General features: G+C 72.3%; 24 protein-coding genes. 14 read left to right on the forward strand and 10 right to left on the reverse strand.

All coding sequences use genetic code 11. The features are described from left to right. Positions 1 to 6: 6 nt before the first annotated feature. From ACFWEE_RS07255 to ACFWEE_RS07270, 4 genes are read left to right on the forward strand one after another with little or no spacing between them, the layout of a single operon-like run. Complete coding sequence (locus ACFWEE_RS07255; RefSeq protein WP_386887176.1) at positions 7 to 1,122, forward strand: FAD-dependent oxidoreductase; 1,116 nt, start codon at positions 7 to 9, stop codon at positions 1,120 to 1,122. A gap of 5 nt (positions 1,123 to 1,127) precedes the next feature. After that, positions 1,128 to 2,039, forward strand: coding sequence for an alpha/beta hydrolase (locus ACFWEE_RS07260; protein ID WP_386887177.1), 912 nt, complete (start codon positions 1,128 to 1,130; stop codon positions 2,037 to 2,039). A gap of 38 nt (positions 2,040 to 2,077) precedes the next feature. Next, positions 2,078 to 3,028: an MBL fold metallo-hydrolase gene (locus tag ACFWEE_RS07265; protein WP_386887179.1), complete on the forward strand. Its 951-nt coding sequence runs from the start codon at positions 2,078 to 2,080 to the stop codon at positions 3,026 to 3,028. 5 nt (positions 3,029 to 3,033) lie between these two features. Next, on the forward strand, positions 3,034 to 4,761 hold the full coding sequence (locus ACFWEE_RS07270) for a CocE/NonD family hydrolase (RefSeq protein WP_386887180.1): 1,728 nt from the start codon (positions 3,034 to 3,036) through the stop codon (positions 4,759 to 4,761). 155 nt (positions 4,762 to 4,916) lie between these two features. Here the strand turns inward: ACFWEE_RS07270 and ACFWEE_RS07275 are convergent, their stop codons facing one another. Then, positions 4,917 to 5,405, reverse strand: coding sequence for a hypothetical protein (locus tag ACFWEE_RS07275; RefSeq protein WP_386887182.1), 489 nt, complete (start codon positions 5,403 to 5,405; stop codon positions 4,917 to 4,919). A gap of 219 nt (positions 5,406 to 5,624) precedes the next feature. On the opposite strand from ACFWEE_RS07275, the gene ACFWEE_RS07280 reads away from it, so the two are divergent. Genes ACFWEE_RS07280 through ACFWEE_RS07290 form a run of 3 tightly spaced genes read left to right on the forward strand, consistent with a single transcriptional unit; the run spans position 5,625 to position 9,139 of the window. Beyond that, on the forward strand, positions 5,625 to 7,358 hold the full coding sequence (locus ACFWEE_RS07280; protein ID WP_386887184.1) for a diacylglycerol kinase family protein: 1,734 nt from the start codon (positions 5,625 to 5,627) through the stop codon (positions 7,356 to 7,358). Next, positions 7,358 to 8,311, forward strand: a complete 954-nt coding sequence (locus ACFWEE_RS07285) for a YihY/virulence factor BrkB family protein (protein WP_386887186.1) — start codon at positions 7,358 to 7,360, stop codon at positions 8,309 to 8,311. Before ACFWEE_RS07280 ends, ACFWEE_RS07285 begins: the two co-directional genes overlap by 1 nt. Before the next feature lie 54 nt (positions 8,312 to 8,365). Further along, entirely contained in the window at positions 8,366 to 9,139 is a 774-nt protein-coding gene (locus ACFWEE_RS07290; protein ID WP_386887188.1) for a phosphatase PAP2 family protein, read from the forward strand. Positions 9,140 to 9,273: 134 nt separating this feature from the next. Here ACFWEE_RS07290 and ACFWEE_RS07295 read toward each other — a convergent pair whose 3' ends face one another. Then, positions 9,274 to 9,540 carry a DUF4235 domain-containing protein gene (locus ACFWEE_RS07295; protein ID WP_386887190.1) on the reverse strand — a complete coding sequence of 89 codons (267 nt, stop codon included), beginning with the start codon at positions 9,538 to 9,540 and terminating at the stop codon, positions 9,274 to 9,276. Beyond that, positions 9,537 to 10,067, reverse strand: coding sequence for a hypothetical protein (locus ACFWEE_RS07300; RefSeq protein ID WP_386887192.1), 531 nt, complete (start codon positions 10,065 to 10,067; stop codon positions 9,537 to 9,539). The genes ACFWEE_RS07295 and ACFWEE_RS07300 overlap by 4 nt, the downstream gene beginning before the upstream one ends. Positions 10,068 to 10,239: 172 nt before the next feature. Here ACFWEE_RS07300 and uvrA point away from each other — a divergent pair, with 172 nt between their 5' ends. Further along, positions 10,240 to 12,663 (forward strand): excinuclease ABC subunit UvrA, encoded by a 2,424-nt coding sequence (gene uvrA, locus ACFWEE_RS07305; protein WP_386887194.1) that lies wholly within the window; start codon positions 10,240 to 10,242, stop codon positions 12,661 to 12,663. A 190-nt stretch (positions 12,664 to 12,853) separates the two neighbouring features. On the opposite strand, the gene ACFWEE_RS07310 is transcribed toward uvrA, so the two are convergent. The 3 genes from ACFWEE_RS07310 to ACFWEE_RS07320 are packed head-to-tail and all read right to left on the reverse strand — an operon-like array spanning position 12,854 to position 16,255. Then, positions 12,854 to 13,600, reverse strand: coding sequence for a succinate dehydrogenase/fumarate reductase iron-sulfur subunit (locus tag ACFWEE_RS07310; RefSeq protein WP_327179473.1), 747 nt, complete (start codon positions 13,598 to 13,600; stop codon positions 12,854 to 12,856). After that, positions 13,597 to 15,546 carry a fumarate reductase/succinate dehydrogenase flavoprotein subunit gene (locus ACFWEE_RS07315; RefSeq protein WP_386887196.1) on the reverse strand — a complete coding sequence of 650 codons (1,950 nt, stop codon included), beginning with the start codon at positions 15,544 to 15,546 and terminating at the stop codon, positions 13,597 to 13,599. The genes ACFWEE_RS07310 and ACFWEE_RS07315 overlap by 4 nt, the downstream gene beginning before the upstream one ends. Before the next feature lies 1 nt (position 15,547). Further along, positions 15,548 to 16,255: a succinate dehydrogenase gene (locus ACFWEE_RS07320; RefSeq protein ID WP_386887198.1), complete on the reverse strand. Its 708-nt coding sequence runs from the start codon at positions 16,253 to 16,255 to the stop codon at positions 15,548 to 15,550. 96 nt (positions 16,256 to 16,351) lie between these two features. Between ACFWEE_RS07320 and ACFWEE_RS07325 the strand changes: the two genes are divergently transcribed. Continuing rightward, positions 16,352 to 17,287 carry a LysR family transcriptional regulator gene (locus ACFWEE_RS07325; protein WP_386887200.1) on the forward strand — a complete coding sequence of 312 codons (936 nt, stop codon included), beginning with the start codon at positions 16,352 to 16,354 and terminating at the stop codon, positions 17,285 to 17,287. Between the two features lie 130 nt (positions 17,288 to 17,417). On the opposite strand, the gene ACFWEE_RS07330 is transcribed toward ACFWEE_RS07325, so the two are convergent. After that, a complete protein-coding gene (locus tag ACFWEE_RS07330; protein WP_386887202.1) occupies positions 17,418 to 19,592 on the reverse strand; it encodes a putative bifunctional diguanylate cyclase/phosphodiesterase in 2,175 nt (724 codons plus the stop codon). Continuing rightward, positions 19,589 to 20,407, reverse strand: coding sequence for an SAM-dependent methyltransferase (locus ACFWEE_RS07335; protein WP_386887203.1), 819 nt, complete (start codon positions 20,405 to 20,407; stop codon positions 19,589 to 19,591). Before ACFWEE_RS07335 ends, ACFWEE_RS07330 begins: the two co-directional genes overlap by 4 nt. Before the next feature lie 711 nt (positions 20,408 to 21,118). On the opposite strand from ACFWEE_RS07335, the gene ACFWEE_RS07340 reads away from it, so the two are divergent. The 3 genes from ACFWEE_RS07340 (at position 21,119) to ACFWEE_RS07350 (ending at position 23,362) form a co-directional block, all read left to right on the forward strand. After that, positions 21,119 to 21,700 carry a hypothetical protein gene (locus tag ACFWEE_RS07340; protein ID WP_386887205.1) on the forward strand — a complete coding sequence of 194 codons (582 nt, stop codon included), beginning with the start codon at positions 21,119 to 21,121 and terminating at the stop codon, positions 21,698 to 21,700. A gap of 16 nt (positions 21,701 to 21,716) precedes the next feature. Then, positions 21,717 to 22,481 (forward strand): hypothetical protein, encoded by a 765-nt coding sequence (locus tag ACFWEE_RS07345; RefSeq protein WP_386887207.1) that lies wholly within the window; start codon positions 21,717 to 21,719, stop codon positions 22,479 to 22,481. A gap of 191 nt (positions 22,482 to 22,672) precedes the next feature. Continuing rightward, positions 22,673 to 23,362 (forward strand): hypothetical protein, encoded by a 690-nt coding sequence (locus tag ACFWEE_RS07350; protein ID WP_386887209.1) that lies wholly within the window; start codon positions 22,673 to 22,675, stop codon positions 23,360 to 23,362. 111 nt (positions 23,363 to 23,473) lie between these two features. Here ACFWEE_RS07350 and ACFWEE_RS07355 read toward each other — a convergent pair whose 3' ends face one another. Further along, the gene (locus ACFWEE_RS07355) at positions 23,474 to 24,091 is read right to left on the reverse strand and encodes a hypothetical protein (RefSeq protein WP_386887210.1); all 618 of its coding nucleotides are present in this window, start codon (positions 24,089 to 24,091) and stop codon (positions 23,474 to 23,476) included. A 321-nt stretch (positions 24,092 to 24,412) separates the two neighbouring features. Between ACFWEE_RS07355 and ACFWEE_RS07360 the strand changes: the two genes are divergently transcribed. Continuing rightward, a complete protein-coding gene (locus tag ACFWEE_RS07360; protein WP_386887266.1) occupies positions 24,413 to 25,072 on the forward strand; it encodes a class F sortase in 660 nt (219 codons plus the stop codon). Positions 25,073 to 25,215: 143 nt separating this feature from the next. On the opposite strand, the gene ACFWEE_RS07365 is transcribed toward ACFWEE_RS07360, so the two are convergent. Then, a complete protein-coding gene (locus ACFWEE_RS07365; RefSeq protein WP_386887212.1) occupies positions 25,216 to 26,085 on the reverse strand; it encodes a polysaccharide deacetylase family protein in 870 nt (289 codons plus the stop codon). A gap of 157 nt (positions 26,086 to 26,242) precedes the next feature. Between ACFWEE_RS07365 and ACFWEE_RS07370 the strand changes: the two genes are divergently transcribed. Further along, entirely contained in the window at positions 26,243 to 26,704 is a 462-nt protein-coding gene (locus ACFWEE_RS07370; RefSeq protein WP_386887214.1) for a universal stress protein, read from the forward strand. The last annotated feature ends 12 nt before the right edge of the window (positions 26,705 to 26,716 follow it).

The raw sequence follows: 26,716 nt of genomic DNA on the forward strand, positions 1-26,716 counted from the left end.
CCGACGATGCACCTCTCAGACATCAAGAACCTCAAGATCGCCGTGGTCGGGGCGGGGTACGGCGGCGCCGCCGCGGCCAAGGCGCTCAGCCTGCTCGGCGCCCGCGTGGACGTCTACGAACAGGCGAGCCGGATCGGCGAGGTCGGCGCGGGCATCGGCCTGCGCCCCGCCACCATGAACCGCTTCCGCGCATGGGGAATCTTCGACACGATCGCGGAAGTGAGCTCGCCCAGCGACTACTTCGAGATCCTCACCGCCACCGGCGACCCGATCATGAAGGAAACCTGGCCGGCGGCCGGCGAGCAGACCCACACCCATCTGATCCACCGCGGTGACTTCATCGACGCGCTCCTGGGTGTGCTCCCCGACGGCATGGTGCACCTCGGCCACCGACTGGAGTCGGTCCGGGACGAGGGCGACCGCTCCGTCCTCACCTTCGCGGGCGGCAGGACTGTCGAGGCGGACCTGGTCGTGGGCGCCGACGGCATCAAGTCGGTCGTCCGGCACCAGCTGTTCAGCGAGAAGGGCCCCGTCTTCTCGGGCGAGCACGCCTACCGGACGGTGATCTCCACCGACGACGCCCACGGCACGGTCGTCGACGACAACCTCCGCATGTACATCGGCCGCGGCACCAAGATCTACCTGCTGCCGCTGCGCCACCGGGGCCAGATGTCGTTCGACGTCACCGCCCTGAACCCCGACGGCACCTGGGCACCGCGCGTCACCAAGGACGACCTCCTCGCGACGGTCGCCGGCTTCGACGAGCGCCTGGTCGGCATCGCGCGCGGCCTCGACATGGACGCCGTGAACGTCCGGGCCGTCTACGACATCGACCCCATCGACACCTGGCACTCGGACTCGGTCGTCCTCGTCGGCGACGCCGCCCACTCGATGCTCCACCACCAGGGACAGGGAGCGAACTCGGCCATCGAGGACGGCGGGGCACTCGCCGACGCCCTGCTGCGCGCCGATTCCCCGAAGGAGGCGCTGGCCCTGTACCAGGCGACCCGCAAACCGGTGACCGACGAACTGCAGCGCATCTCGCGCCAGGGCTGGACCGAGGCGGAGATCAGCGACGTCTTCCCCGGCCAGAAGCCCACCGCAGCAGCCCCCGAGGAGTGACGGCCATGCCCCTGCACCCCGAGATCGCCCGCATCCTCGCCTCCCTTCCCGCCCCGCCCGAGGGTCCGCTCGACCCGGTCGCGATGCGCCTCGCGGAGGAGTCGCAGGTACCGCCCGTCGAGGACCGCACACCGCTGTACGCGGTGGACGACGTCACGGCGAAGACGCCGGCCGGCGGGATACCGGTACGCGTGTACACGCCGGCCGAGGCCGGGAGCCGTGGACTGCTGGTCTACTTCCACGGCGGCGCGTTCTTCCTCGGCAGCCTGGAGACCCACGACCACGTGGCCCGCTCGCTGGCGGAGGAGACCGGCCTGAAGGTCGTCTCCGTCGGCTACCGGCGGGCACCCGAGGCCGCCTTCCCGGCGGGCCTCGACGACTGCTACGCCGCGACCCGTTGGGCCGCCGAGCAGTACGGGGACGGTCCGGTCCTCGCCGTCGCCGGTGACAGCTCCGGAGGCACCTTCGCCGCCGCGGTCGCGGCCAGGGCGCACGACGACGGCTTCGACCGGATCACCCACCAGATCCTCTACTACCCGTCGCTGGACCTGGCCTTTCCCGAGGACCGGTACGCCTCCCTGCGGGAGAACGCGGTCGGCTACGGCTTGGAGACGGCCGCCCTGAGGCCGTTCAACGCCTTCTACCTCGACAGCGGCGCCGATCCGGCGGACCCGCTGGTCTCCCCGGTCAGGCGGAGCGACCTGAGCGGGCTGCCGCCGACCCTGGTCGTCACCGCCGAGTTCGACCCCCTGCGCGACGAGGGCGAACTCTACGGGCGCCGCCTGCGGGAGGCCGGTGTACCGGCGACGGTGACCCGGTACGCGGGCGCGGGCCACGGCTTCGTCCAGCACTTCTCCTGGCTTCCCGAGTACCACCGGGTCTTCGCCGAGACCCGCGAGTTTCTCGGCGTGCGCTGAACCCCCGCCCGCCACCCACACGTTCGAAAAGGAGGGCCATGGCCCACGACGTCACCGTCCATCCCCTGGTCTCGCCCTGGGGACGCTTCGGTCTGTACAGCTTCTACATCGACGCACCGGAACCGGCGATCGTCGACACCGGGATCGCCACCTCTCCCGCCGAAGGCATGGCCCCCGCGCTGGAGGCGCTCGGCCGCCGTATCGAGGACGTGCGCTGGATCCTCCTGACGCACGGCCACATCGACCACGTGGGCGGCGCGCACGCCCTGTGGGAACTCACCGGCCGCCGCGCCCGGGTGGTGATGCACGAGGCCGACGCGCCGCTGCTCCGCTCCCGGCGGGCGCACGTGGACGAGTACCTCGCGGGACGCGGACGGTACCTGGACGACCCCGACGGGGAGGCGAAGACGACGGCCGCCGCGCAGGCCGTGATCTCCGGGGAGATGGAACCGTCCCTGCTGGTCAGGGGTGGCGAGACGCTCTCCCTCGGCGGAGGGGTCACCGTGTCGGTGCACGCGCTCGCGGGCCACACCCCCGGCTCGGTCGCCTACGTCGTCGACGGGCAGCGCTCGGTCTTCACCGGCGACGCCGTCCAGGTGCACGGGGCCGCCAACGGCTTCCCCGGCTACACCGACCCCGCCGCCTACCGTGCCGGCCTGGAACGCCTGCGGGACAAAGTCCGGCCCCGCCGCCTCTACCTCGGGCACCCCTACCGGCGCGCGGACGGCACCCCGTACGGCGTCGAACTCGACGAGGCGCAGGCGCGGGAGGCCATCGACCAGAGCCTGGCGGTCGAGCGACGCGTCTCCGAGGCGGCCTGCGGCTGCCTGGCGGCCGGCCTCACCGGGACGGACTCCCCGTACTCCCCCTTCGCCGCGGCGGCCGAAGAACTCGGCTACACCGGCGACCCCACGCTCGAGCCGTCGCCCTTCTTCACCTCGATGCACGGCTACCGAACGCGCAACGAGACCGAGCAGCGCAGGAGTTGACACACATGACCGACTACCGCACGATCCAGGCCGGCCGCCGGTCGATCGCCGTCCGCAAGAATCTCCGGGTGCCGATGCGCGACGGCGTCACGCTGGCGGCCGACGCCTACGGCGCGGTGGACGACACCCCGCGCCCCGCCCTGGTGGCGCTCAGCCCGTACGGCAAGGAACTCCAGGCTCTCGCCCTCACCACGCCCCCTCAGCGCCGCCCCAGCCCGATGTGGGACGGTTGCATCGAGGCGGGCGACATCGGACGCGTCGTCGAGGAGGGCTACGTCCACGTCATCGGTGACCTGCGTGGCTCGGGCGCCTCGGAGGGCGAGCACATCGGCAACTACAACGCCGGGGGTGTCCCGCTCGGGCAGGACGCGTACGACTTCGTCGAATGGGTCGCGGCCCAGCCGTGGTGCGACGGCAACGTCGGCATGATCGGCATCTCCTACTTCGGGTCGATGCAGGTCCTGGCCGCGGCCGAGCGCCCGCCGAGCCTCAAGGCGATCTTCGTCAGCGGCGGTCATTTCGACTTCTACGAGACCACCTACCACGGCGGCGTCATGTGGTTCATGCCCCGCGCCGCCCGCGAGGGGCGCGGCGGCGACTCCGGCTGGGCGTTCACCGACGGCGTCAAGTCCCGCATGCTGGAGGCGTTCTCCACCGAGGAGATCCGCGAGAAGGTCGCGGAGCGACTCCGGGATCCGGACGTGGCCGCCTGGCCGAACCTGGTCCATGTGCTCAACTACCCCAAGAATCACGAGGCTTGGTTCGACATCGTGATGAACGAGGTCGACGGCGACTGGTACGAGGAGCGCAACCCGATCACGCTCGCCCCGCGCGTCGACATACCGGTCTGGCTCCAGATCGACCAGGGCCGGGGCTGGACGATGGACGGCACCATCGAGCTCTATCAGGCGCTGAAGGGCCCGAAGAAGCTGGACATCGGCCCCTACCCGCCGATGCAGTCGCGCCCCTTCGTCGAGGAGCACGACAAGATGTTCCGCTGGTACGAGTACTGGCTCAAGGGCATCGACAACGGGGTCATGGACGAGCCGGCCGTCAGCGTCCACGTCGAGGGCTCCCGGGAGACCGTCACCGGTACGCGGTGGCCACCGAAGCGGGTCGAGCACCGGTCGCTGTACTTCCGCCCGCGCCGGAAACTCTCCCCCGAGCCCGAGCCGATGGGCGCCGAGCACGCCGCCCCCGACGGTTTCTACCAGGCGCCGCTGACGGTCACCGACCGGGTGGAGATCCTGAGCTGGAGCACCGCCCCCTTCACCGAGCCCACCGAGATGATGGGCCAGGGCGCGGCCCATCTCTTCGTCGAGATCGACCAGCCCGACACCAACTTCATCCTGCGGATGTGGGACGAGGCGCCGGGAGGCGCCCGGCAACTCGTCACCACCGCCTACCTCAAGGCGTCGCACCGCGAACTCGACGAGGAACGCACCACCGACGGCGACCCGCACCACCCGCACACCCGCGCGGTGCCCGTCGAACCGGGGAAGATCGAGGAGTACGTGCTGCGGGTCTACCCGTTCGCGGCGGTGTTCCTGCCCGGCCACCGGCTCGTGGTGGAACTCTCCAACGACGAACCGCTCGCCGACGAGCACAACGCGCTGCTGCCGCCTGACGCCTTCCACCTCCCGGTGGGGCGGCCCGTCACCCACAAGGTCTACCGCGACGCGGCACACCCCTCCCGGCTGGTCCTGCCGTTCACCGCGGCGGCGGCCCGGTAGGGGGAGGCGGCAGAGCACCAGACCACCTGACACGGGACGTGCGGTGCGGCGCGCGTCCCGCGGAGCGGCGGGGGGCCGGTTCAGCCGCACCGGACCCCCGCCGCGGTTCCTCGTCCCGACGGCGCCCCGGGCCGTCGGGACGACCTGGCGTGCGCTCACGTACGCCCCTGACGCTCCTGCGCGTCCTTCAATGCCTGGGACGACTCGGCCCAGCGGGCCCGCACCACGGTGAATCCGGCCGCCTCCGCGTCGTCGCAGACCAGTTCGTCGTCGTCCACGAGCATCCGGATCGCGCGCGCCCGGCCCAGCCGCTTCAGCACCTCCAGCTTGGTACGGCGGGCGGGGCGGCGGTCGTCGTTGCGCCGCATGTGCAGCGGTCCCGCGGGGAGCCCGTGCAGCGAGATCCAGTCGAGGGTGTCCTTGCGGCAGCGTTCCGGGCGTCCGGTCAGGTAGACGACCTCGCACTCGTCGGCGCTCCGCACGGCGAGGCTGATCCCCTCGGCGAGCGGCGGGTCGTCGACGGCGGCGGCGAAGAACGCGGACCAGTCCTTGCGGGCGCCTTCGAGGAAGTGCTGCCGGTGGGCGCTGTCCGAGAGCGTGCCGTCGAGATCGAATACGGCGAGGGGCCTGGCGTCGTCGGTCATCCGTCCACAGTAGGCCGTGTCCGGGCCCGCGCGTCGAACGGCCGGGGGCGTCCGGTGCGGAGCGTCGCATGGCGGGGGACCACCCGCGCCCGCCCGGAGCCTTCCCCGACGGCGCTCCGCCGCCGAGGTCTGCCGCCCGGTTCCGGGGGCATACGCCGAGGGCCGGGCCGCACCCGCCGCCCGGATCCGAGAACACGAGCACGCACACGTGGGGGTTCCATGCCGACTGCCCTGCCGGCGAGACGGGCCGGAGTCGACGAAGAGGTGCGGCCGGGCGTCTCCCGTCCCGGCCGCTCCCCCGCCCTGACCAGCGGCGTCGGTCGCGCCGCCGTACGCGTCGGTGCGCTGACGGTCTGCCAGGCGGGACTGATGACGGGCCTCGGTCTGCTGATCACCGGCCCGGCACGGGACTGGTGGCCGCTGACCGTCGAGGACGAGGTGAACGAGGGCTTCGAGCGCATACGGACGCACGCGCTCACCTCCGCCTCGCTCGTCGGCTCCGGCGCGGGCAACACCTCGACGGTGGTCGGCATCACCCTGCTGGTCTGCGTGGGGCTGGTCCTCCTCCCCCGGTTGCCGAGGTGGCGGGAGACCGTCTTCCTCGCGGTCGCCGTGTCCCTGCAGTCGCTGGTCTTCCTCGTCATCACGGAGTCCGTCGACCGGACCCGACCGGACGTGGAGCGCCTGGACGCCTCGCCGCCGACCTCCAGTTACACCTCCGGGCACACCGGGGCGGCCACCGCGCTGTACGGGGGACTCGCCGTCCTGGTGCTCTCCCGGGTGCGCGGTCCCTGGCGGAAGGTCCTGGGCGCCGTCTTCCTGCTGATCCCGCTGCTCGTCGGGGTCGCCCGGCTCTACCGGGGCATGCACCACCCCACCGACGTGGTGGGCGGCCTGCTGAACGGCGGCCTCTCCCTGCTCATCGTGGGCCGGGCCGTCCTCGCGGACGACTACGCGGCGGCCCCCGTACCCGCCGGTGCGGCCGACGTCGCGGTGGCCGCGGCCGAGTCCCGTACGGAGCAGCCCGATCGGCGGACCACCGGGACCACCGTCGTCATCGTCAACCCCACGGTCACCGGCCCCGCGGTCCGGGACACCCTGCGGCTCGTACTGGCCCAGCACGGGCGCGGCGCACCGGTCTTCGCGGAGACGACGGCGGACGATCCGGGCGCCGGACAGGCGGCGGACGCGGTGCGCGAGGGCGCCGGTCTGGTCGTGGTCTGCGGCGGCGACGGCACGGTCCGTACGGTGGCCGACGTCCTCGCGGGCACGGGCGTCGCGCTGGCGGTCGTCCCCTGCGGCACCGGCAATCTCCTCGCCCGCCACCTCGGCCTGCCGCTGGACCCCGCGGAGGCCCTGCACGCGGCGCTGAGCGGTACCCCGCACCGGCTCGACCTGGGCCGGCTGGAGGGCGACGGCGTACCGGCGGCCCACTTCACGGCCATGTCGGGGGCGGGCCTGGACGCGGCGATGCTGGAGCACACCTCGGAGCGCGCCAAGTCCGCGGTGGGCTGGCCCGCCTACGTGGCGGCGGGACTCCGTGAACTGCGGTCCCCCCGTACCCGGCTGACGGTCCGCCTGGACGACGGCCCGGAGCTGCGCCGGAGCGTGCGGATGGTGCTCCTCGCCAACATCGGTACGGTGCAGGGCGGCACCGCCCTCGTACCCGCCGCGCGGCCCGACGACGGCCTGCTGGACCTCGCGCTCTACGATCCGCACGGCCCGGCCGGCTGGCTGCGCGCCCTGCGGGTGCTGCTGCGCCCGTCCTCGGCCAAGGGCTCGAAGGGCGACGGGAGTCCCGTCGAGTTCTTCACCTTCCGCCGCGCCGAACTCCGCTTCGACTCGCCGCAGCCCCGCGAGATGGACGGCGACCCGGTGGGCGCCGGTCTCCGGCTGACCGCCGAGGTGGTGCCCGGGGCGCTGACGGTCCTCGTCCCCGCCGGCGGCGCGTGATGGGGACGGCGACCCGGGTCCCGCAGACCCGCGACATGACGGGCGACGAGCTCTCCGCCGACGAGGCGCTGGCCACCCTGCGCAGGTACGGCAGCTGGCAGCTCGTGCGCGACTCCTTCGTCCGCTTCCGCTACTCCGACGGGTTCAGCCACTCCCGGGCCCTCGCCCTGCAGACGGTGCTGGCGGTGATACCGCTGGTCATCGCGTTCGTCGGGCTCTCCGCGGAGATGCACACCGAGAACATCGGCCGGCTCGCCGAGCTGACGATCCACCGGATCAGCGCGGGCCCCAGCGCCGACGTCGTCGACGAGGCGCTGGACCAGAGCCGCCGCCAGACGGGCATCGGCGCCCGCCTGGCCCTCTGGTTCGGACTCGCCTTCTCCATGGTCAACACCACCACCGCGATGTGCCAGGTGGAGCGGGGCGCGAACCGGATCTACGGGGTCGAGCGCGACCGGGTCTTCCACCGGAAGTACCTGCGCGGGCTCGTCATGTCCCTCAGCGCGGGCATCCCGCTCGGCATCGGTTCGCTGCTGATGGTGGCGGGCGGGGACCTCGTGGCCGCCGCGACCACCGTCTACCACCTCGGTGACGGTGCCCGGACCGCCTGGGACCTGCTGCGGTGGCCGCTGGGGGTGATCCTCGCCCTGATCTCCGCCAGCGCGATATTCCGCCGGGCGCCCCGGCGCAAGCAACCCGGTTACACCTGGCTGGCGTTCGGGGCGGCCGTCTACCTGGTGCTGTGGACGGCGCTGACCTGGCTGCTCAGCAAGTACCTCGCGTTCAGCGGGTCGTTCGACACCGTCTACGGTCCCCTCAGCGCCTTCATGTCCCTGCTGTTGTGGGCCTATCTGACCTCGATCGCCCTCTTCCTCGGGCTGTCCTTCGCCGCGCAGCTCGAAGCGGTGCGGGCCCGGCGGCCCGGACCGATCCAGCCCGACCCGGGGGCCTGAGGCCCTCTGATCCAGACCGAACCGAACCGAACCACCCCGGACCCGGGAGCCCGCATGCCCGTACGTGCCACCGCCCGCCGCCTCCGCGACAGCCGCCGGGCCGACCGGAGATTCGGCGCCCGACTGCTCGGGGCGGTCACGGTCGCCGCCCTGGCCGCGGTGCCCTTCGCCCTGCTGCTGGTCCTCGTGGAGGGGCACTGGCAGCCGTTGCGCCGGCTCGACGCCTCGGCGGCCCTGCGGCTGCACCGGGCGGCCCTCGACCACCCCGCGTGGACCAGCGCGCTGCGGTTCCTCTCCGACTGGGTGTGGGACCCCACCACCCTGCGGTCGGCGGTGGCACTGCTGACGGTCTGGCTGCTGTGGAAGCGGGCCTGGCGGCTGGCGTCCTGGGCCGCCGTGACGGCGGTCGGCGGAGGGCTTGTCGGGCTGCTCGTCAAGACCGTGGTCGAGCGCGCCCGGCCTTCCCTGGAGGACCCGGTGGCGCACGCGCCGGGCTTCTCCTTCCCCTCCGGGCACGCGATGACCGCGACCACCTCCTGCGCGGTCCTGCTGCTGGTCCTGCTGCCGGTGGTGCCGCGCGCCTGGCACGCGGTGTGCTGGGGCGTGGCGGCCCTGTCGGTGGTCGGGGTGGGGTTCACCCGGGTCGCGCTCGGCGTCCACTGGTTCAGCGACGTGGTCGGCGGCTGGCTGCTCGGGGCGGCGGTGGTCGCGCTCACGGCGTGGGCCTTCGAGGCGTGGCGCAGTGACGTGGGGCGGCGGCGGACCGAGCTCGGTGAGGGTCTGGAGCCCGAGCTGACCGGCACGGAGCCGGAGCGTCAGGACGCCTGACGGCGCGCACCCACCGAGAAGCCCGCCACCGGACATGCGAACCGGTGGCGGGCTTCTCGGTGGGTGCGGCGGCGGATCGCGCCGGGTCGGCCCGTCAGTCGGGCCGGACTCCCGCCGGCTGGGTCGGGTTCCCGTCAGTCGGGCCAGGTTCCCGTCAGGCGCCGGACGGTGACGGCGCCGCCGCGTCCGACCGCGGCACGGACGGTGGAGAAGATCGCCCCTTGCAGAGCCGCCGCGGCCAGGATCTCCGGCCAGCCGCGGTCGCGGTCCGTCGGGCTCGGGGCGTCGTCCTCACGGGCGACCGTCTTCCAGACCTGGCGGAACACGGCCCCGGCGACGAGTCCTCCCGCCACCCCGGCTGCGAGGCCCACGGGTTTGTAGACGAGGGCGGGGACGTTCATCCACGCCGCCGGTGACGCGCGACGGCGACCACCGCGACGGCGGCCACTCCCCCGGCGACCAGCAGCCCCTCCTTGCCGCGCGCGGCGTGGGCCACGCGGTCGGCGCCCCGGCGCACGGGCTCGGGCGCGTGCTCCTGGAACTTCTCCCCGAGGGTCCGGACCGCCACCCCGATCTGCTGCTGGGCCTGCGCCGCGGTGCCCAGCACGGCGTCCGGGGTCCGCTCCCGCGCCTCCGCGCGCGCCTCGGCGGCCTTCTCCGAGGCGTGGGCCCGCAGCTCCGCGGCCTTCTCCACGGCCCGGTCCTTCGCCCCGGCCGCCTTCTCCTGGCCCAGCGCGGTCACGTCCGCCGTCTTCTCCCGCGCCTGCGAGGTCAGCTCGTCGGCCCGGGCGCGTACGGTCGCGTCGGCCGTCGCCGCCAGGTGCTCGACCGTCCGGCCGAGTTCGTCCCGCGCGGCCGACGCCTGTGCCCGGAGGTCCTCCGGTGTCGGTACGGAACCGTCCTCGCGGGGGTTCTGGTCATCCGTCATCGCTCAGCACGCTCCTTGTCGTCCGTGCCGGCCGGACGGTCGTCCGCCCCGGCCGGCCGTGGATCATCGGCATGCTCCCCGCGTGCCCCCACCCGGGCGGGCAATGCCTCGCCCGGCCGGACGGCCCTTTAGGATGCGACTGTTTATCCCCACATGTTCGGAGTCCGCACCGATGTCCACCCCCCACGATGCGTACGTCCGGGTGCGCGGCGCCCGCGAGCACAACCTCAAGAACGTCGACGTGGACATCCCTCGCGACACGCTGGCCGTCTTCACCGGAGTCTCCGGGTCCGGCAAGTCGTCGCTGGCGTTCGGCACGATCTACGCGGAGGCGCAGCGGCGGTACTTCGAGTCGGTGGCGCCGTACGCCCGCAGGCTGATCCACCAGGTCGGCGCTCCGTCGGTCGGCGAGATCACCGGGCTGCCGCCGGCCGTCTCGCTGGAGCAGCGCCGCTCCTCGGCGGGCGAGCGTTCCTCGGTGGGTACGGTGACCACGCTCTCCAACTCGCTGCGGATGCTGTTCTCCCGGGCCGGGGAGTATCCGGAGGGCGCCGAGCGGCTGGATTCGGACTCCTTCTCCCCCAATACCGCGGCGGGCGCCTGCCCCGAGTGCCACGGGCTCGGCCGGATCCACCGCACCTCGGAGGAACTCCTCGTCCCGGACGCCTCGTTGTCGATCCGGGAGGGGGCGATCGCGGCCTGGCCGGGTGCGTGGCAGGGCAAGAACCTGCGGGACGTACTCGACGCCCTCGGGTACGACGTCGACCGGCCCTGGCGCGAACTTCCGGCCGGGGAGCGGGAGTGGATCCTCTTCACGGACGAGCAGCCGGTGGTGACGGTCCATCCGGTGCGTGACGCGGGCCGCATCCAACGCCCTTATCAGGGTACGTACATGAGCGCGCGCCGCTATGTGATGCACACGTTCGCGGACTCCCGGAGCCGGACGCTGCGGGCGCGGGCGGAGCGCTTCCTGACGAGCGTTCCGTGTCCGGTCTGCGGGGGCGGGCGGCTGCGGCCGGAGGCGATGGCGGTGACCTTCGCCGGGCACACCGTCGCGGAGCTGGCCGCGCTGCCGCTGGCGGCTCTGTCCCAAGTGCTGCGCGCGTCCGGCGGCGACGCGACGGCGCGGGTGATGACGACGGATCTGCTGGCCCGCATCGAGACGGTCACCGAGCTGGGTCTCGGCTATCTCAGCCTCGACCGGACGGCGCCGACGCTCTCCTCCGGTGAACTCCAACGGCTGCGACTGGCAACGCAGTTGCGGTCCGGCCTGTTCGGTGTGGTGTATGTGCTGGACGAGCCGTCGGCGGGCCTGCACCCGGCCGACACCGCGTCCCTGCTCGCGGTGCTCGGCCGGCTGAAGGAGGCCGGGAACTCGGTCTTCGTGGTGGAGCACCAGTTGGACGTGGTGCGGCAGGCCGACTGGCTGGTGGACGTGGGGCCGCTCGCCGGGGAGCACGGCGGGCGGGTGCTGCACAGCGGTCCGCCGGCCGGTCTCGCCGAGGTGGCGGAGTCGGCGACCCGGCGGTTCCTCTTCGACGGGGCGGCGCCCGCCGCCCGTCCGCCGCGCACCCCGTCCGGCGAGCTGCGGCTCGAAGGGGTCCGGCGCCACAACGTGCGGGACGTCGACGTGACGTTCCCGCTCGGGGTCTTCACCGCCGTCACGGGTGTCTCGGGTTCGGGCAAGTCGACGCTGGTCGGCCAGGTGCTCGCCGGGGCGCTCGCCGACCGTCAGGCCTCGCGGTCGGCCGACCAGCCGGAGGAACTCGCCGTACGGGACTGCGCGGACGCGCGGGGGCTGGAGGCGGTGGACCGGCTGGTGCAGGTGGACCAGAAGCCCATCGGCCGTACTCCGCGTTCCAACCTGGCCACGTACACGGGGCTGTTCGACGTCGTGCGCAAGCTGTTCGCGGAGACGGAGACGGCCCGGGAGCGCGGCTACCGGGCGGGGCGGTTCTCGTTCAACGTGGCGGGCGGGCGGTGCGAGACCTGCCAGGGCGAGGGGTTCGTCTCGGTGGAGCTGCTCTTCCTGCCCAGTACGTACGCGCCCTGCCCCGAGTGCCACGGGGCGCGCTACAACCCGCCGACGCTGGAGGTCACCCTGCGCGGGCTCTCCATCGCCGAAGTGCTGGACCTGACGGTGGAGTCGGCGGCCGGGTTCTTCGCCGGGGTGCCGGCCGCGGAGCGGAGCCTGCGCACGCTGAACGAGGTGGGGCTCGGCTATCTGCGCCTCGGGCAGCCCGCCACCGAGCTGTCGGGCGGCGAGGCCCAGCGGATCAAACTGGCGGCGGAGCTCCAGCGGTCCCGGCGGGGCCACACGCTGTACGTGCTGGACGAGCCGACCACGGGGCTGCACCCGGCCGATGTGGAGGTGCTGATGCGCCAGTTGCACGGACTGGTGGACGCGGGTGGCACGGTGGTGGTCGTGGAGCACGACATGGCGGTGGTGGCCGGTGCGGACCATGTGATCGACATGGGGCCGGGCGGCGGCGAGGAGGGCGGGCGGATCGTCGCGGCGGGCACCCCGGCGGAGGTCGCGCGGGCGGCGGGCAGCCGCACGGCCCCGTTCCTGGCCCGGGCGCTGCGCGCGGGCTGACCGGGCCACCGCGAACGAGTGCGGGGGGCGGGCACGGGCGCGCGCGTGGAGAGCCGGAGGGGGCGGGCACGGGGGCACGTGGAGAGCCGGAGGGGGTGGAGCAGCCCCTTGAAAACCGCTCCGCCCCCTCCGGCAGGTCCCGCCGGCGCCCACGGTGCGGGGGCGGGACGGTCGGGTGGCGCCTTTCGGATCAGCGCCGGACCTTGCGGGTGGCGCGCAGCCACTCCTTGTTCATCGCGGCGATCGACGGCAGCGGGATCCCCTTCGGGCAGGCGGTGGCGCATTCGCCGGTCAGGGTGCAGCCGCCGAAGCCCTCCTCGTCCATGGTGGCGACCATGTCGAGCACCCGGGTCTCCCGCTCGGGCGCGCCCTGCGGGAGCACGTTGAGGTGGTTGATCTTCGCCGAGGTGAAGAGCATCGCCGAGCCGTTGGGGCAGGCGGCGACGCAGGCGCCGCAGCCGATGCACTCGGCGTGCTCGAAGGCGAAGTCGGCGTCCGGCTTGGGCACGGGGGTGGCGTGCGCGTCGGGGGCCGTACCGGTGGGGGCGGAGATGTAGCCGCCGGACTGGATGATGCGGTCGAAGGCCGAGCGGTCGACCACGAGGTCCTTGATGACCGGGAAGGCGGAGGCGCGCCAGGGCTCGATGTCGATGGTGTCGCCGTCGTCGAAGGACCGCATGTGGAGCTGGCAGGTGGTGGTGCGCTCGGGGCCGTGCGCGTCGCCGTTGATGACGAGGCTGCAGGCTCCGCAGATGCCCTCGCGGCAGTCGTGGTCGAAGGCGACGGGCTCGTCGCCTTCGAGGATGAGCCCCTCGTTGAGGGTGTCGAGCATTTCGAGGAACGACATGTCCTGGGAGATGCCGTCGACTTCGTAGGTGGCCATGGCGCCGGGCGCCTCGGCGTCTCGCTGGCGCCAGACGCGCAGGGTGAGCTTCATGCGTAGCTCCGCTGGGTGGGGTGTACGTACTCGAACACGAGGTCTTCCTTGTGCAGGACGGGTGCCTCGCCGGTGGCGGTGAACTCCCACGCGGCGGCGTAGGAGAACTCCTCGTCCCGGCGGGCGGCTTCGCCGTCCGGGGTCTGCGACTCCTCGCGGAAGTGGCCGCCGCAGGATTCGGCGCGGTGGAGGGCGTCGAGGCACATCAGCTCGGCGAGCTCCAGGTAGTCGACGATCCGGTTGGCCTTCTCCAGCGACTGGTTGAACTGCTCGCCGGTGCCGGGCACCTTGACGCGGCGCCAGAACTCCTCGCGGATCAGGGGGATGCGCGCGAGGGCCGTGCGCAGCCCCTCCTCGGTGCGGGCCATCCCGCAGAACTCCCACATGAGTTCGCCGATCTCGCGGTGGAAGGAGTCGGGGGTGCGGTCGCCGTCGACGGAGAGCAGCAGGTTGAGCCGGTCCTCGGTCTCGGCGACGGTCTCCACGACCGCCGGGTGGTCCGCACCCACGGGGGTGGTGTGCGGGTTGCGGGCGAGGTAGTCGTTGATGGTGGACGGGAGGACGAAGTAGCCGTCGGCGAGGCCCTGCATCAGCGCGGAGGCGCCGAGGCGGTTGGCTCCGTGGTCGGAGAAGTTGGCCTCGCCGATCGCGAAGAGTCCGGGGATCGTGGTCTGGAGGTCGTAGTCGACCCAGAGGCCGCCCATCGTGTAGTGCACGGCGGGGTAGATCCGCATCGGGGTCTCGTACGGGTCCTCGGCGGTGATCCGGGCGTACATGTCGAAGAGGTTGCCGTACTTCTCCTCGACCTTGGCGCGGCCCATCCGGGCGATGGCGTCGGCGAAGTCGAGGTAGACGCCCTGGCCGCCGGGGCCGACGCCGCGGCCCTCGTCGCAGACGTTCTTGGCGGCGCGGGAGGCGATGTCGCGCGGGACGAGGTTGCCGAAGGCGGGGTAGATCCGCTCCAGGTAGTAGTCGCGCTCGTCCTCGGGGATCTCGTTGGCCGGGCGGTCGTCGCCCTTGGCCTTGGGGACCCAGATCCGGCCGTCGTTGCGGAGCGACTCGCTCATCAGGGTGAGCTTGGACTGGTGGTCGCCGGTGCGCGGGATGCAGGTGGGGTGGATCTGGGTGAAGCAGGGGTTCGCGAAGTGGGCGCCGCGCCGGTGGGCCCGCCAGACGGCGGTGGCGTTGGAGTTCATCGCGTTGGTCGAGAGGTAGAAGACGTTGCCGTAACCGCCGCTGGCCAGGACGACCGCGTCGGCGAAGTAGGTGTCGATCCGGCCGGTGACCAGGTCGCGGGCGACGATGCCGCGGGCCCGTCCGTCGACCACGATCAGGTCGAGCATCTCGGTGCGCGCGTGGAGTTCGACGTTGCCCGCGGCGATCTGCCGGGACAGTGCCTGGTAGGCGCCGAGGAGGAGTTGCTGTCCGGTCTGGCCCCGGGCGTAGAAGGTGCGGGAGACCTGGACCCCGCCGAAGGAACGGTTGTCGAGCAGGCCGCCGTACTCGCGGGCGAAGGGGACGCCCTGCGCGACGCACTGGTCGATGATCTCGACGGAGATCTGCGCGAGGCGGTGCACGTTGGACTCGCGGGCGCGGAAGTCGCCGCCCTTGACGGTGTCGTAGAAGAGCCGGTGGACGGAGTCGCCGTCGTTTCGGTAGTTCTTCGCGGCGTTGATGCCGCCCTGGGCCGCGACCGAGTGGGCGCGGCGCGGGGAGTCCTGGAAGCAGAACTGGACGACGTGGTAGCCCTGTTCGGCGAGGGTGGCACCGGCGGAACCGCCGGCCAGACCGGTGCCGACGACGATTACCGTGTGCTTGCGGCGGTTGGCCGGGTTGACGAGCTTGGCCTCGAAGCGGCGGGTGTCCCAGCGGTCGGCGACCGGGCCCTCGGGGGCCTTGGTGTCGACGAGCGGCTCGCCCGTCCGGTACTGCGTGTAGTCGCTCATGTCAGCTCACGACTCCGGTCATGACGGCAACGGGTACGGACACGAATCCCGCGGTGAGCACCACCGCGATCACGTTGGCCAGGGTCTTCAGGACCCGGTCGCGGGTGGCGCTGCCGACTCCGAGGGTCTGCGCGGCGCTCCAGAATCCGTGCTGGACGTGGAGGCCGACGGAGAGCACCGCGACGATGTAGATGACGTTGCCGTACCAGGTGGAGAACGTGTCGACGACGTTCTGGTACGGGTGCCCGGCCTGGAACCCACCGCTGTGCACGGTGCCGGTGGTGAGGTCGAGGATGTGCCAGACGATGAAGAGGGCGAGGATGATGCCGCCCCACCGCATGGTCCGGGTGGCGTAGCTCGACCGCGCCCTCTTGTGGACGTAGCCGACGGGGCGCGCCCTGATGTCGCGCCGGCTGAGCTGGTACGCGGAGACGGCGTGCGCCACCACGGCGGCGACCAGCACCAGGCGGACGATCCAGAGCGCCCACTCGTGGTGGAGGAAGGGCTCGCCGAGCGTGCGCAGCCAGTGCGCGTAGTGGTTGAACTCGCCGGGCCCGAAGAAGATCTTCAGGTTGCCCAGCATGTGGACGACCAGGTAGCCCAGCATGATCAGGCCGCTCGCTGCCATGATCGTTTTCTTGCCGACGGTCGAGTCCCAGAGCGTGCGCGTCATGGACGGCCGTCGTTCCGCCCGCGTTGCCAATGCCATGGGCACGACGGTAGGGCCGGACGTCCCCATCGGTCCAAGAGATGGATACGCTCATCTCCATAGGCATGGCCTATGCAGTGGGTTTAACCTGCCTTTATGCACCTCCAGCAGCTCACCTATTTCGTGGCCGTCGCCGAGGCCCGGCACTTCACCCGCGCCGCCGAGGCGGTGCACGTCTCCCAGCCCTCGCTGTCCCAGCAGATCCGGGCCCTGGAGAACGAACTGGGCGCGGAGCTGTTCAGCCGGGCCCGGGGCAACATCGCACTGACCGACGCGGGCGAGACCCTGCTGCCGCTGGCCCGTCGCATCCTCGCCGACGCGGAGAGCGCGCGCCGCGAGGTGCAGGAGCTGGTACGGCTGCGACGCGGACGCATCCGCCTCGGCGCGACCCCGAGCATCTGCACCGGCCTGCTGCCCGACGTGCTGCGGGCGTACCACGACCGGCATCCGGGGATCGAACTCCTGCTGGAGGAAGGCGGATCGCACGACCTGGTGCGCCAACTGGCGCGCGGGGCGCTCGACATCGCCTTGCTGGTGCTCCCCCTGCCCGCCGCCTCACCTGCGTTGACCACGGTGGAGCTGCTGCACGAGGACCTGGTCGTGGTGTCGGCCGCGGACGCGCCCGCACCGGTCCGGGGGAAGTCCGTGCGGATCGCCGATCTCCAGGGCCGGCCGCTCGTGATGTTCCGCCACGGCTACGACCTGCGCGAGCTCACCGTCGCCGCCTGCCGGGCGGAGGGCTTCGAACCCACGTTCACGGTGGAGGGCGGCGAGATGGACGCGGTGCTCGGCTTCGTACGGGCGGGGCTCGGCATGGCCGTGGTGCCGCGCATGGTCGCGGGCCGGGCCGGACAGGGCCTGCGGATGACCCCGCTGGCCCCGCCCGGGCTGCGGCGGACCATCGCACTGGCCCACCGCACGGACGTGGCACCGCCCCGCGCGGCCAGGGAGCTCCAGCGGATGCTGCTGGAGGCGGACCCGGGCAGTCTCCTCGGCGGATCCGCCGGCCCGGGAGTGAACGGGCAGGGGTGAACGGGCAGGGGTGAACGGGCCCGGAGGGACGCCCGTCCGGGCCCGGCCCGGGGCGCACGGACCGGAGGCTCACCCGCCCCGGGCCGGGCAGGGCGCACGGGCCCCGGAGGGACGCCCGCCCCGCCCCCGCTCACACGGCGTCGGCCAGCACCAGCGAGTGGATGCGGTCCGGGGCGCCGGGGCGGGCGTAGTACCACCCCTGGGCCGTGTCGCAGCCCAGCTCCCGCAGCTGCTCCGCCTGGGCCGCCGTCTCCACGCCCTCCACCGTGACCGCCAGTTCGAGGCTGTGGGCCAGGGTGACGATCCCCTCCACGATCTTCAGGTCGACGGGGTCCGCCGGATGCCGCTGCATGCCCCGGGTGAAGGACCGGTCGAGCTTGAGCACGCTGACCGGGAGGCGGCGCAGGTTGGCGAGGTTGGAGTAGCCGGTGCCGAAGTCGTCGAGGGCGATGTCGACGCCCATCTCCGCGAGCTGGCGCAGCGGTTTGAGCAGTCCGTCGTCGGCGCCGATCAGGGCGGACTCGGTGAGCTCCAGGCAGAGCGCGCCGGGCTCCAGACCGGACCGTTCCAGCACGTCCACGGTCTCGGCGACGAGCCGTGGGTGGTGGAGCTGGGTCGGCGAGAGATTGACGTTGATCCGCAGGGGCCCGCCGTCGCTGTGACGTTCCTGCCAGTGGTTGGCCTGGCGGACGGACTCCTCCAGCACCCAGCGGCCGAGCGGCACGATGAGGCCGGTGTGCTCGGCGAGCGGGATGAACTGGTCCGGACCGAGGATGCCGTGCTGCGGATGCAGCCAGCGGACGAGGGCCTCCGCGCCGTGCACGCTGCCGTCGCCGAGGTGCACCAGCGGCTGGTACTCGATGAAGAACTCACCCCGCTCCAGGGCCGCCGGGAGCGCGGTGGTGAGCCCGTGGCGGGTGATGGCGCGGGCGTCGGCCTCCTCGTCGGCGAGCTCGAAGCGGTTGCCGCCGGCCGATTTGGCGCGGTACATCGTGATGTCCGCGCTGCGCAGCACCTCGGCGGCGCTGCGGATGCCGGAGGGGCCCTCGACGACTCCGATGGAACCGCGCACCGTCAGCTCCCGCCCCTCGATCCGGATGGGCGTGGACAGCACGTTCAGGATGCGGCAGGCGAGGTCGCCCACCTCCCGCGCGGTGTCCGGGCCGGTGGTCAGCGCCACGAACTCGTCGCCGCCGAGGCGGGCCACCATCTCGCCCTGCGCCGTCGCGCAGCTCTGCAACCGGTCGGCGACCTCGACGAGCAGGCGGTCGCCCGCCGCGTGGCCGAGGCTGTCGTTGATGGCCTTGAAGCCGTCGAGATCGAGGTAGCAGAGCCCGAAGCGGTTGCCGCCCCTGGCCGCCACCGCCTTCTCCAGCCGCTCGAAGAAGAGGGTCCGGTTGGGCAGTCCGGTGAGCGCGTCGTGGGTGGCCTCGTACCGCAGCCTCAGGTTGAGCAGCCTGCGCTCGGTGGTGTCCTCCATGAGCGCGAGCTGGTACTCGGGGTGCCCTTCGGAGTCGCGCAGCAGTGACACCGTGAGGTTGGTCCACAGGACCGTGCCGTCGTTGCGGTAGTAGGGCTTCTCGACGCGGTAGTGGTCGCGTTCGCCGCGTACGAGTTCGTGGTAGTACCGCCAGACGTGCGGGGTGTCCTCCGGGTGGGCCCAGTCGGTCAGCTTGCGGCTGCGGACGTGGCTGTCGAGACCGCCGAACATCCGGGTGAGGGTGTCGTTGATCTCCAGCACGTTGCCGTCGAGGTCGGCGATGGCGATGCCGATGGCCGCTTCCGCGAAGACCGCCTGGAAGCGGGCCTGCGTCTCGTGCAGCACCTGCTCGGCGTGGGAACGCGCGGCCAGCGCGGAGCGGGCGATGGCCTCCTGCTCGCCCAGGGTCCGCTCGCGCAGCGCGTGGCTGTACCCCCCGGCCAGCGCGTGCTGGATGCGTGCGCTGCGGGCCCGGCTGTCCTCGGTCGAGAGCTCGGCGGGGCCGTTGCCGCCGCAGTAGAGCACCAGGTACGAGTCGATGACGCCGAGGGTGGCACTGAGGGCGTCGGGGTCGGTGCAGTGGGCGGCGACGAGCGCGGTGCCGACCTGCTGGGCGGGTGTCGCGTCGAACGGGCGGGCGTGCAGGGTCTCGTTCAGCTCGCGCGCCAGGGGCAGCAGATGCTGTTCGAACTCGGGACGGGTCAGCGAGGTGGCCGTCGACGGGAAGATGGCCCGGCTCCAGATCGTGGCGAAGCGCCGGAGCCGGTCCTCGGGACCGTCCGGTTCCTCGTCCGGCGCTCCGGACTTCTGGGCGGGGATGCTCACGCCTTGCGCCCCACACCGGCGTAGCCCGAGAAGGCGAACGGGTCTTCCGGCTCACCGGCCGTGCCGGGGTCGGGCCGCCAGTCCGGCATCGGGACCAGCCCCGGGTCCACCAGCTCCCAGCCCTCGAAGAAGCGGGCCACCTCCGCGGGCGAGCGCATGATGAGCGGGTTGCGGATGCTGCTGTACACCCCCACGGTGCCGCCCGCCTCCTCGCGGCTGAGCGGGATGCCCTCGTACGCGGCGTGGGTGACCACGAGCAGGCTGCCCGGGGCGAGTGCGTCGCGCAGTTCTGCGACGGCCGCGTACGGGTCGTCGGCATCCTCGACGAAGTGGAGTACGGCCACCAGCAGAAGGGCCACCGGCCTTTCCAGGTCGAGCAGTTCGCCGATCTCCGGGTTCTTCAGGATCTCCTGCGGACGGCGCAGGTCGGCGGCGACCACGGTGGTGCGGCTGTCACCGTCGAGAACCGCACGGCTGTGCGCCACGGCGACCGGGTCGTGGTCGACGTAGGCGATGCGCGCGGCGGGATCGGCGGTGTGGGCGACCTCGTGGACGTTGCCGAAGGTCGGAATACCGGAGCCGATGTCCAGGAACTGGGTGACGCCCGAGGCCACCGCGTAACGCACCGCCCTGCGCATGAACGCGCGATTGGCCTGCATGATCTTGGGGAGACCGGGCATGAACTCCATCGCCCTGCGGGCCGCTTCCCGGTCCACCTCGAAATTGTGCGAGCCGCCCAGATAGAAGTCGTACATGCGGGACACGCTCGGCACCGATATGTCTATGCCTTGCGGTGCCCAGGCGGGACGCTCCATCGATGTCTCCAACAAGTCGCCACGACGATCCGGCCATGTTCATGGTCAGTGTTGACCAGAGGCTACTGACCGACCGCCAAGAGAGCGAGAGGAAACGGAAATTAGCGGTCCGTTATTGGTCACACCCTGCTGACAGGTGTGACCACCGTACGTATCCGCAGGTGGACGCGGAGCGACCGGACTTCCCACGGGGTCACCGCGGGGCGATCCGGAACTGGCCAACTCGTCACCGGCGTTGAATCAGGCATCCCGGAGCCTTCATATCACAGTGGGCCGGGCGCCCTTCCATGAGCATCCCCGGATCTCTCTCGCGGTATCACCACCCTTTAACGAAAGGCGAGTTGTCGGCTCGTCACCGGAAACCGACCCCCCGGTAACCGCACGCCGGGGAACCCGCCCACCGAGCGGCATTTCAGGCCATGCCGAATGGGAGGTACGGGCGGGCAACCGATGTCGCGGCGGGTTCCGCCGCCCCGTCACGGCGAACACGCCCGCCGGAAACGGAAGTCGCCCCTCACCGTCCGTCAGGATCCGCTCACCGAAAACAGTCCGCGCGGTCCGGGTAGAGCGCCGCTCCGACCCCGGGGACCCGCCGCAGGGCACAGCACGCTTCCCCCGTTCCGTACGTGAAAATCGGCGATTGTCCCACCATCAGGCGAATCACCCGAGTGCTTCGTGTGCATCCTGCCGATGAGGACCATGATCCGGGGCGTGCATGGATCACGTATCGGACGGCTCACCGCGGCCACCGCGCTCCTCTGGCTGATGTCCGCACCCGCCCCGGCGGTCGCGGACGCCTGCGCGGTCGCCGTCTTCGGGTCGGACGGCGCCATCACCGCGGTCGCCGTGGCGGGAAGCGGCGTATGCACGCCTCCCCCGACGCCGCCGCCCTCGCCGTCGCCCGAACCCACACCGCCACCCCCGTCCCCCACTCCCCCGCCTCCGCCGCCCCCGACGCCGGAGCCCGAACCGTCCCCCGCGCCGGAGCTTCCGCCGCCACCCCCGAAACCGCGGGCGCCGGCACCGCGCGCGCTCCCGGCGCCCACTCCCCGGCCGACGCCTCCGGCCCCCGTACCGGCGCCACCACCGCCCGCGCCGAAGCCGAGTCCGTCGCCGACCCCCTCGCCCACCCCGTCCGCGCTCCCCACGGCCCATGTCGTCGCGCTGCCGGCCTATCGCAAGCCCCGCCGCCAGGTGCACGACAGCGGAACCTCGTTGGTGACGCTGACCCTGATGATCACGGCTCCCGCCGTGTTCGCCGTCGCCGTGCTCCGGCCCCGCTCGTCCCGCTGACCCGACGGAGGACACCTTGTCGGAATGGATCGCCCTCTCCATCGCGATGGCATCGGTCTGTGCCGTCGTACTCACCATCACCGTCCTCAACAACCGCCGCGTCGGCGAGGACGACGACCCCTCGGAGACGCCGGACGTCATCGAGTACATGACGATGATGATCGGCGTGGTGTACGCCATCGTGCTCGGCCTGGCCATCGCGGGCGTCTGGGAGGGCCGCAGCTCCGCCCAGGAGTCCGTACGCCTGGAGGCCCAGGCGCTGCACGAGGTGCACGCGCGGTCGTCCGTCTATCCGGCGGAGGTCCGCAACCGCATCCGCGCCGACGTCGACGCCTACGTCTCCTACGTGGTGGACGACGAATGGCGGTACATGGAGAAGCACGGCTCCCTCACGGACGAGGGGACCCGGCTCCTCGACACGATCCGCGCGGACGTCACCGAGTACGTCCCGCGGGACGACCACGAGGGCCAGGCCTACCAGCCGCTCGTGGACCAGGTCGCGGCGGCCGACGACGCGCGCAGCGCGCGCGGGCAGAACGCGGGCGCCACGATGCCGGGGGTGGTGTGGTTCGGTCTCATCATCGGCGCCCTGGTGACCGTGGGGCTGATCTTCACGCTGCAGATCCGCAGAACCTTCAGAGAGCTGCTCCTCGCGGGCCTCTTCAGCGTGCTGATCGCCTTCCTCCTCTTCCTGATCTGGGACTTCGACGCGCCCTTCGGACGGGGCATCTCGGCGACCGCCGCTCCCTTCTTCGACCTCTTCCCGCACGCGGCGGGCTGAGGAGGGCCCCGCATGGACGCGTCCCCCCGGGGGGCGAGCCGCCCGGGGGACGTCACTGCCCCATTCGCCTTACTCCGATCGCGGGTGATGTGGCGCGCTCCTAGCGTGTCGGACACCGAGACGTATTTCCTCGTGCTTCCCGCCTCGCGGAAACCGGTTCCGCGGATACGCCTCGGTCCCCGGAGGCTCACATGCGCGCGATACGTGTCGCACCCCTTGCCCTGTCCGGCGCCACCGCCCTCCTCCTCGCCTCTCCCGCCGCCGCGCAGGACGGGGGGAGCACCCCGCCGTTCACCCCCACCGTCACGCCCTCGGTGATCGCGCCCGGCGGACAGGTCACTCTGGGCAGCGGCGGATGCTCGGGCGGGACGACCGTCACCTCGGGAGTCTTCGACACCGCCGTCATCCCCAGCGGAACCACCACGGCCGTCGCCACGGTGGACGGGGACGCCCAGCGGGGTGCCATCTACGCGGTGACCTTCAAATGCGGCTCCAGCGGCGACGCCAAGAACGCCAGCCTCACCATCACCGACGGCACCACCACGAGCACGGGCACGACCAGCTCCACCACGAGCAGCACCACGGGCACGGGCACGGGCACGGGCACGAGCAGCACGAGCAGCACCACCACGAGCAGCACCGCGAGCACAGGTACCTCCACCGCCCCCGCCCCCGTCACCCCGGTGATCGGCACCGCCACGGCCGTCGCGGCGGCGAGCTCCACGTCCCCGGCCGCTCCCGCGGGCGTGCAGGGCGGTCTCGGCGGGAGCATCGGGTCGCTCGACGGCGAGGAGATCGCCCTGGGTGCGGCGCTCGTCCTGGTCGCCGCGACCGGCACCGTCTTCTTCGTACGGCGCCGCGGCACCGCCGGCCGCCACTGACCGGTACCGGCCGGCGGGACAGGCGCGCGAACGTCGGTCGCCCCGGGTCCCTGAACCAGGACTCGGGGCGACGCGCGTATCGGGCCGGGGGGCGGTGGCGGGGACGGGGTCCTAGACGGCCGCATTGCTCGTCCGGCGGCGGCGGACGATGAAGACGGCGCCGCCGACGGCCGCCGCGGCCACCAGCCCGCCGCCGATCCGCGTCTCCGTGGAACCGGGCCCCATGGAGCCGCCGAGGCCGCCCTGGGCCCCCCGGCCGTCGAGCACGGTGAACCGCGCCGTCGCCACGGGGCCGTTGCCGTTGTTGTTGCCGTTGCCGTTGCCGTTGCCGAAGTCGTTGACGTCGTCGTTGCCGAACCCGTTGTTGTTGCCGTTGCTGTTGCCGTTGTTGTTGCTGTTGCTGTTGTTGCTGTTGCTGTTGCTGTTGCAGCGCACCGACAGGTTGTAGTGCCCGGGGGTGGTGTCGTAGCGGATGCGCGCGGTGGCGTAGCCGGTGCGGCCCGCCGAGAGCTCCACCGTCGGGAACGCGTTCGACCACACCCGGCCCCCGCGGTTGCAGCCCTGGGCGCTGATCTGCAGCGTGGCACCCTGGTGGACCGCGCGCGGGTTGACGGTGACGTTCACCGGGACGGACGGGGACGGGCCGCCGCCGGCGGCGGCCAGCGAGGGGGCGAGTCCGACCGCCGCGAATGCCGTCGCGGTGACCGCGAGAGCGCGTGTGACACGCATGGTGTGAACCTCCAGCGGGACGCGCCCCGGAAGCCTCTCCTCCGGGATCGGTCGAACGCGTCCCATGACGAACCCTCACCAGAACCCCGTACGGGTCGCATGTCGGCACCGCCGCCCCCGGTACGGCGACACGCCGAGCGGTGCGCGGCGCGACCTGACTCAGTCGCAGGTCACGGGCCGTCAGAACTTTTATCCGGCCATTACTCCGACAGGCAGGCGGCTGACCTGCGGGAAATCCGGCACCACCCGTTCGCGCCGCTCCGATCGCCGTCGTGCCCCCGTGCCCTTAGCGTGCCGAGCGTGGCGACGAAAGGGAGAACCATGGGCCGGGACAACTGGAAGGTCCAGCGGACCAGACACACTCCCTGGGGTGCCGTCGCCCTGGTCATGCTCACCGGGATCGCGTTGATGAGGAACGGCGTCGACGTCCCCGCCGGGCCGCCGCAGCCGGTGGCCGCCGCCCGGATCGACAGCTCCCAGGACGCCGAACCCCTCCCGCCGGCCGCGGAGCCGGTGCGGATGCTGCCGTACGCCCCCGCCGCCCGCGTCTCGATTCCGGTGATCAAGGTGGACGCCCCGATCGTGGACGTGGGCCTCGACCAGGACGGCTGGATCGCGGCGCCCTCCCCGCAGGACACCAACCTGGCGGGCTGGTACCAGAACGGCATCTCCCCCGGTCAGCGGGGAACGTCGGTGATCGTCGGCCATGTGGACAACCTGTCCGGGCCCGCCGTCTTCTACGGGCTCGGCGCCCTCACGAAGGGCGAGCACGTGGAGGTGACCCGTTACGACGGCCGGGTCGCGGTCTTCGAGATCTACGGCGTCGAGGTCTTCTCCAAGGCCGACTTCCCCGGCCCCCGGGTGTACGGCGACACCGGCTACGCCGAACTCCGCGTCATCACCTGCGGCGGCGGCTACACGAAGGCCGGCGGGTACGACGGGAACGTGGTCGTCTTCGCCCGCCTGGTGGAGACTCGCTGAGGCGTCCGAACGCCCGCCCGCGCGGTGGGTCCCCGGGGGCCTCCCGCCGGACCGGCCGGGCGCGCGGCGCCGCGGCGCTCCGCTCCCGTACGCGATCGGTGCACGCGCCGTACGCCCGCTTCCAGCAAAGAGGCCCCGGTGGTTCAGGTGCGGTACGGCACCGTGAGGCGGTAACCCTGGTCGATCAGGCGGGGCAGGTACTGGGGAAGCGCCTCGACGGTCTGCGCACGGTTGCCCCCGGCGTCGTGGGAGAGGACGACCACGCCCGGGGCCGCGCCGTCCAGCACCCGGTCGATGATCGTGTCGGTGCCGGGCGTATCCCAGTCCAGTGTGTCGACGGTCCAGGCCATCGGTTCCATGTTCAGCTCCGCGCCGATCTCGAAGACGTTGCGGTTCCACGCCCCGTACGGCGCCCTGAACCAGAGCGGCGCGTCCCCGGCCGTCCGCCGGATCACCTCGCTGGTCCGCTCGATCTCGTCCCTCGCCTCCGCCCGGGTCAGGCCGGTCATCAGGGGGTGCGTCCAGGTGTGGTTGCCGATCACGTGCCCGTCCTCGGCGATGGCCCGCACCAGATCCTGGTTGTCGTCGGCCATCTCGCCGCAGAGGAAGAACATGGCGTGCACCTGGTGCCTGCGCAGGGTGGCCAGGATCTGCGGGGTGTAGACGGGGTCGGGGCCGTCGTCGAAGGTGAGCACCATCGCGTGCCCGAGGTCCGGCAACTCCTCGAAGGGCCGGGTGCGGACGGGCGGCAGCGCGGGGCGGCGGCGGGGTGCGGCCTCGGCGGCCCGGCCGACCATGGGCTGGAGCCGGTAGGCGGAGGGCCGGCGGGGTGCCGTGGCGGGCGGCCCCGCGGCCGGCGGGCCTGCGGCCGACGGGGTCCGCGGGGCGGCGGCCGGTCCGGTGGGGGCGGCGGCCGGGTCCGCCGCGATGAGGCGCACGGTGGCCGCCGCGCCGATCCCGGCGGCGATTCTCAGCAGCATCCGGCGCCCCGGCTGCTTCTCTTCATATTTCATGACTAACTGCTCGCACGAAGATCCTTTCGTCAGCCTTTGCGACACGAGGGTCGGGCGAGGTCCACCCGTTGGAAGGGCCGCACCTGTGCCGACCGGTCCAACACCGCACGTGGGACCCTGTTCGGTGCCGCGCGCCGGAGCGGCTAGCCTTCCAGCCGTGACCGACCAACAGCGACACCAGTTCGAACGAGGCACGGATGGTCCCAAGGTGATCGTCGCGGGCATCGACGGCTCCGATTCCTCCATGCGGGCGGCTGCCTATGCCGCCGGGCTCGCGCGCAGGCAGCACGCCACGCTGGCGCTGGTCTACGTCCAGCCCCTGATGGTCACCGGGGCGGCGCTGGGAGCGCCCGTGTCGGGAACCACCGGCGACGTGGCGGAGGGGCTGATCAACGAGATCCGCAGCTCCTCGGAGCGGATGAAGGACACCTGGGACGTGCGCTGGGAGTTCCACACCTTCCCCGGTGATCCGTACAACGGACTCGTGACCGCCGCGGACGAGCTGAAGGCGGACGCCGTGGTGGTCGGCGCCTCCGAGTCGGCCGGGCACCGGATCATCGGCTCGGTGGCGGTGCGGCTGGTGAAGGCGGGGCGCTGGCCGGTGACGGTGGTTCCCTGATGCCGGGCGGAT

It is taken from the genome of Streptomyces sp. NPDC060184, assembly GCF_042728795.1.
Classification (GTDB): domain Bacteria; phylum Actinomycetota; class Actinomycetes; order Streptomycetales; family Streptomycetaceae; genus Streptomyces.

Excerpts from the sequence above, each read along its gene's own strand:
- ACFWEE_RS07255 (WP_386887176.1), top strand. The coding sequence starts at position 7 with ATGCACCTCTCAGACATCAAGAACCTCAAGATCGCCGTGGTCGGGGCG.
- ACFWEE_RS07260 (WP_386887177.1), top strand. The coding sequence starts at position 1,128 with ATGCCCCTGCACCCCGAGATCGCCCGCATCCTCGCCTCCCTTCCCGCC.
- ACFWEE_RS07265 (WP_386887179.1), top strand. The coding sequence starts at position 2,078 with ATGGCCCACGACGTCACCGTCCATCCCCTGGTCTCGCCCTGGGGACGC.
- ACFWEE_RS07270 (WP_386887180.1), top strand. The coding sequence starts at position 3,034 with ATGACCGACTACCGCACGATCCAGGCCGGCCGCCGGTCGATCGCCGTC.
- ACFWEE_RS07275 (WP_386887182.1), bottom strand. The coding sequence starts at position 5,405 with ATGACCGACGACGCCAGGCCCCTCGCCGTATTCGATCTCGACGGCACG.
- ACFWEE_RS07280 (WP_386887184.1), top strand. The coding sequence starts at position 5,625 with ATGCCGACTGCCCTGCCGGCGAGACGGGCCGGAGTCGACGAAGAGGTG.
- ACFWEE_RS07285 (WP_386887186.1), top strand. The coding sequence starts at position 7,358 with ATGGGGACGGCGACCCGGGTCCCGCAGACCCGCGACATGACGGGCGAC.
- ACFWEE_RS07290 (WP_386887188.1), top strand. The coding sequence starts at position 8,366 with ATGCCCGTACGTGCCACCGCCCGCCGCCTCCGCGACAGCCGCCGGGCC.
- ACFWEE_RS07295 (WP_386887190.1), bottom strand. The coding sequence starts at position 9,540 with ATGAACGTCCCCGCCCTCGTCTACAAACCCGTGGGCCTCGCAGCCGGG.
- ACFWEE_RS07300 (WP_386887192.1), bottom strand. The coding sequence starts at position 10,067 with ATGACGGATGACCAGAACCCCCGCGAGGACGGTTCCGTACCGACACCG.
- uvrA (WP_386887194.1), top strand. The coding sequence starts at position 10,240 with ATGTCCACCCCCCACGATGCGTACGTCCGGGTGCGCGGCGCCCGCGAG.
- ACFWEE_RS07310 (WP_327179473.1), bottom strand. The coding sequence starts at position 13,600 with ATGAAGCTCACCCTGCGCGTCTGGCGCCAGCGAGACGCCGAGGCGCCC.
- ACFWEE_RS07315 (WP_386887196.1), bottom strand. The coding sequence starts at position 15,546 with ATGAGCGACTACACGCAGTACCGGACGGGCGAGCCGCTCGTCGACACC.
- ACFWEE_RS07320 (WP_386887198.1), bottom strand. The coding sequence starts at position 16,255 with ATGGCATTGGCAACGCGGGCGGAACGACGGCCGTCCATGACGCGCACG.
- ACFWEE_RS07325 (WP_386887200.1), top strand. The coding sequence starts at position 16,352 with ATGCACCTCCAGCAGCTCACCTATTTCGTGGCCGTCGCCGAGGCCCGG.
- ACFWEE_RS07335 (WP_386887203.1), bottom strand. The coding sequence starts at position 20,407 with ATGGAGCGTCCCGCCTGGGCACCGCAAGGCATAGACATATCGGTGCCG.
- ACFWEE_RS07350 (WP_386887209.1), top strand. The coding sequence starts at position 22,673 with ATGCGCGCGATACGTGTCGCACCCCTTGCCCTGTCCGGCGCCACCGCC.
- ACFWEE_RS07355 (WP_386887210.1), bottom strand. The coding sequence starts at position 24,091 with ATGCGTGTCACACGCGCTCTCGCGGTCACCGCGACGGCATTCGCGGCG.
- ACFWEE_RS07360 (WP_386887266.1), top strand. The coding sequence starts at position 24,413 with ATGGGCCGGGACAACTGGAAGGTCCAGCGGACCAGACACACTCCCTGG.
- ACFWEE_RS07365 (WP_386887212.1), bottom strand. The coding sequence starts at position 26,085 with ATGAAATATGAAGAGAAGCAGCCGGGGCGCCGGATGCTGCTGAGAATC.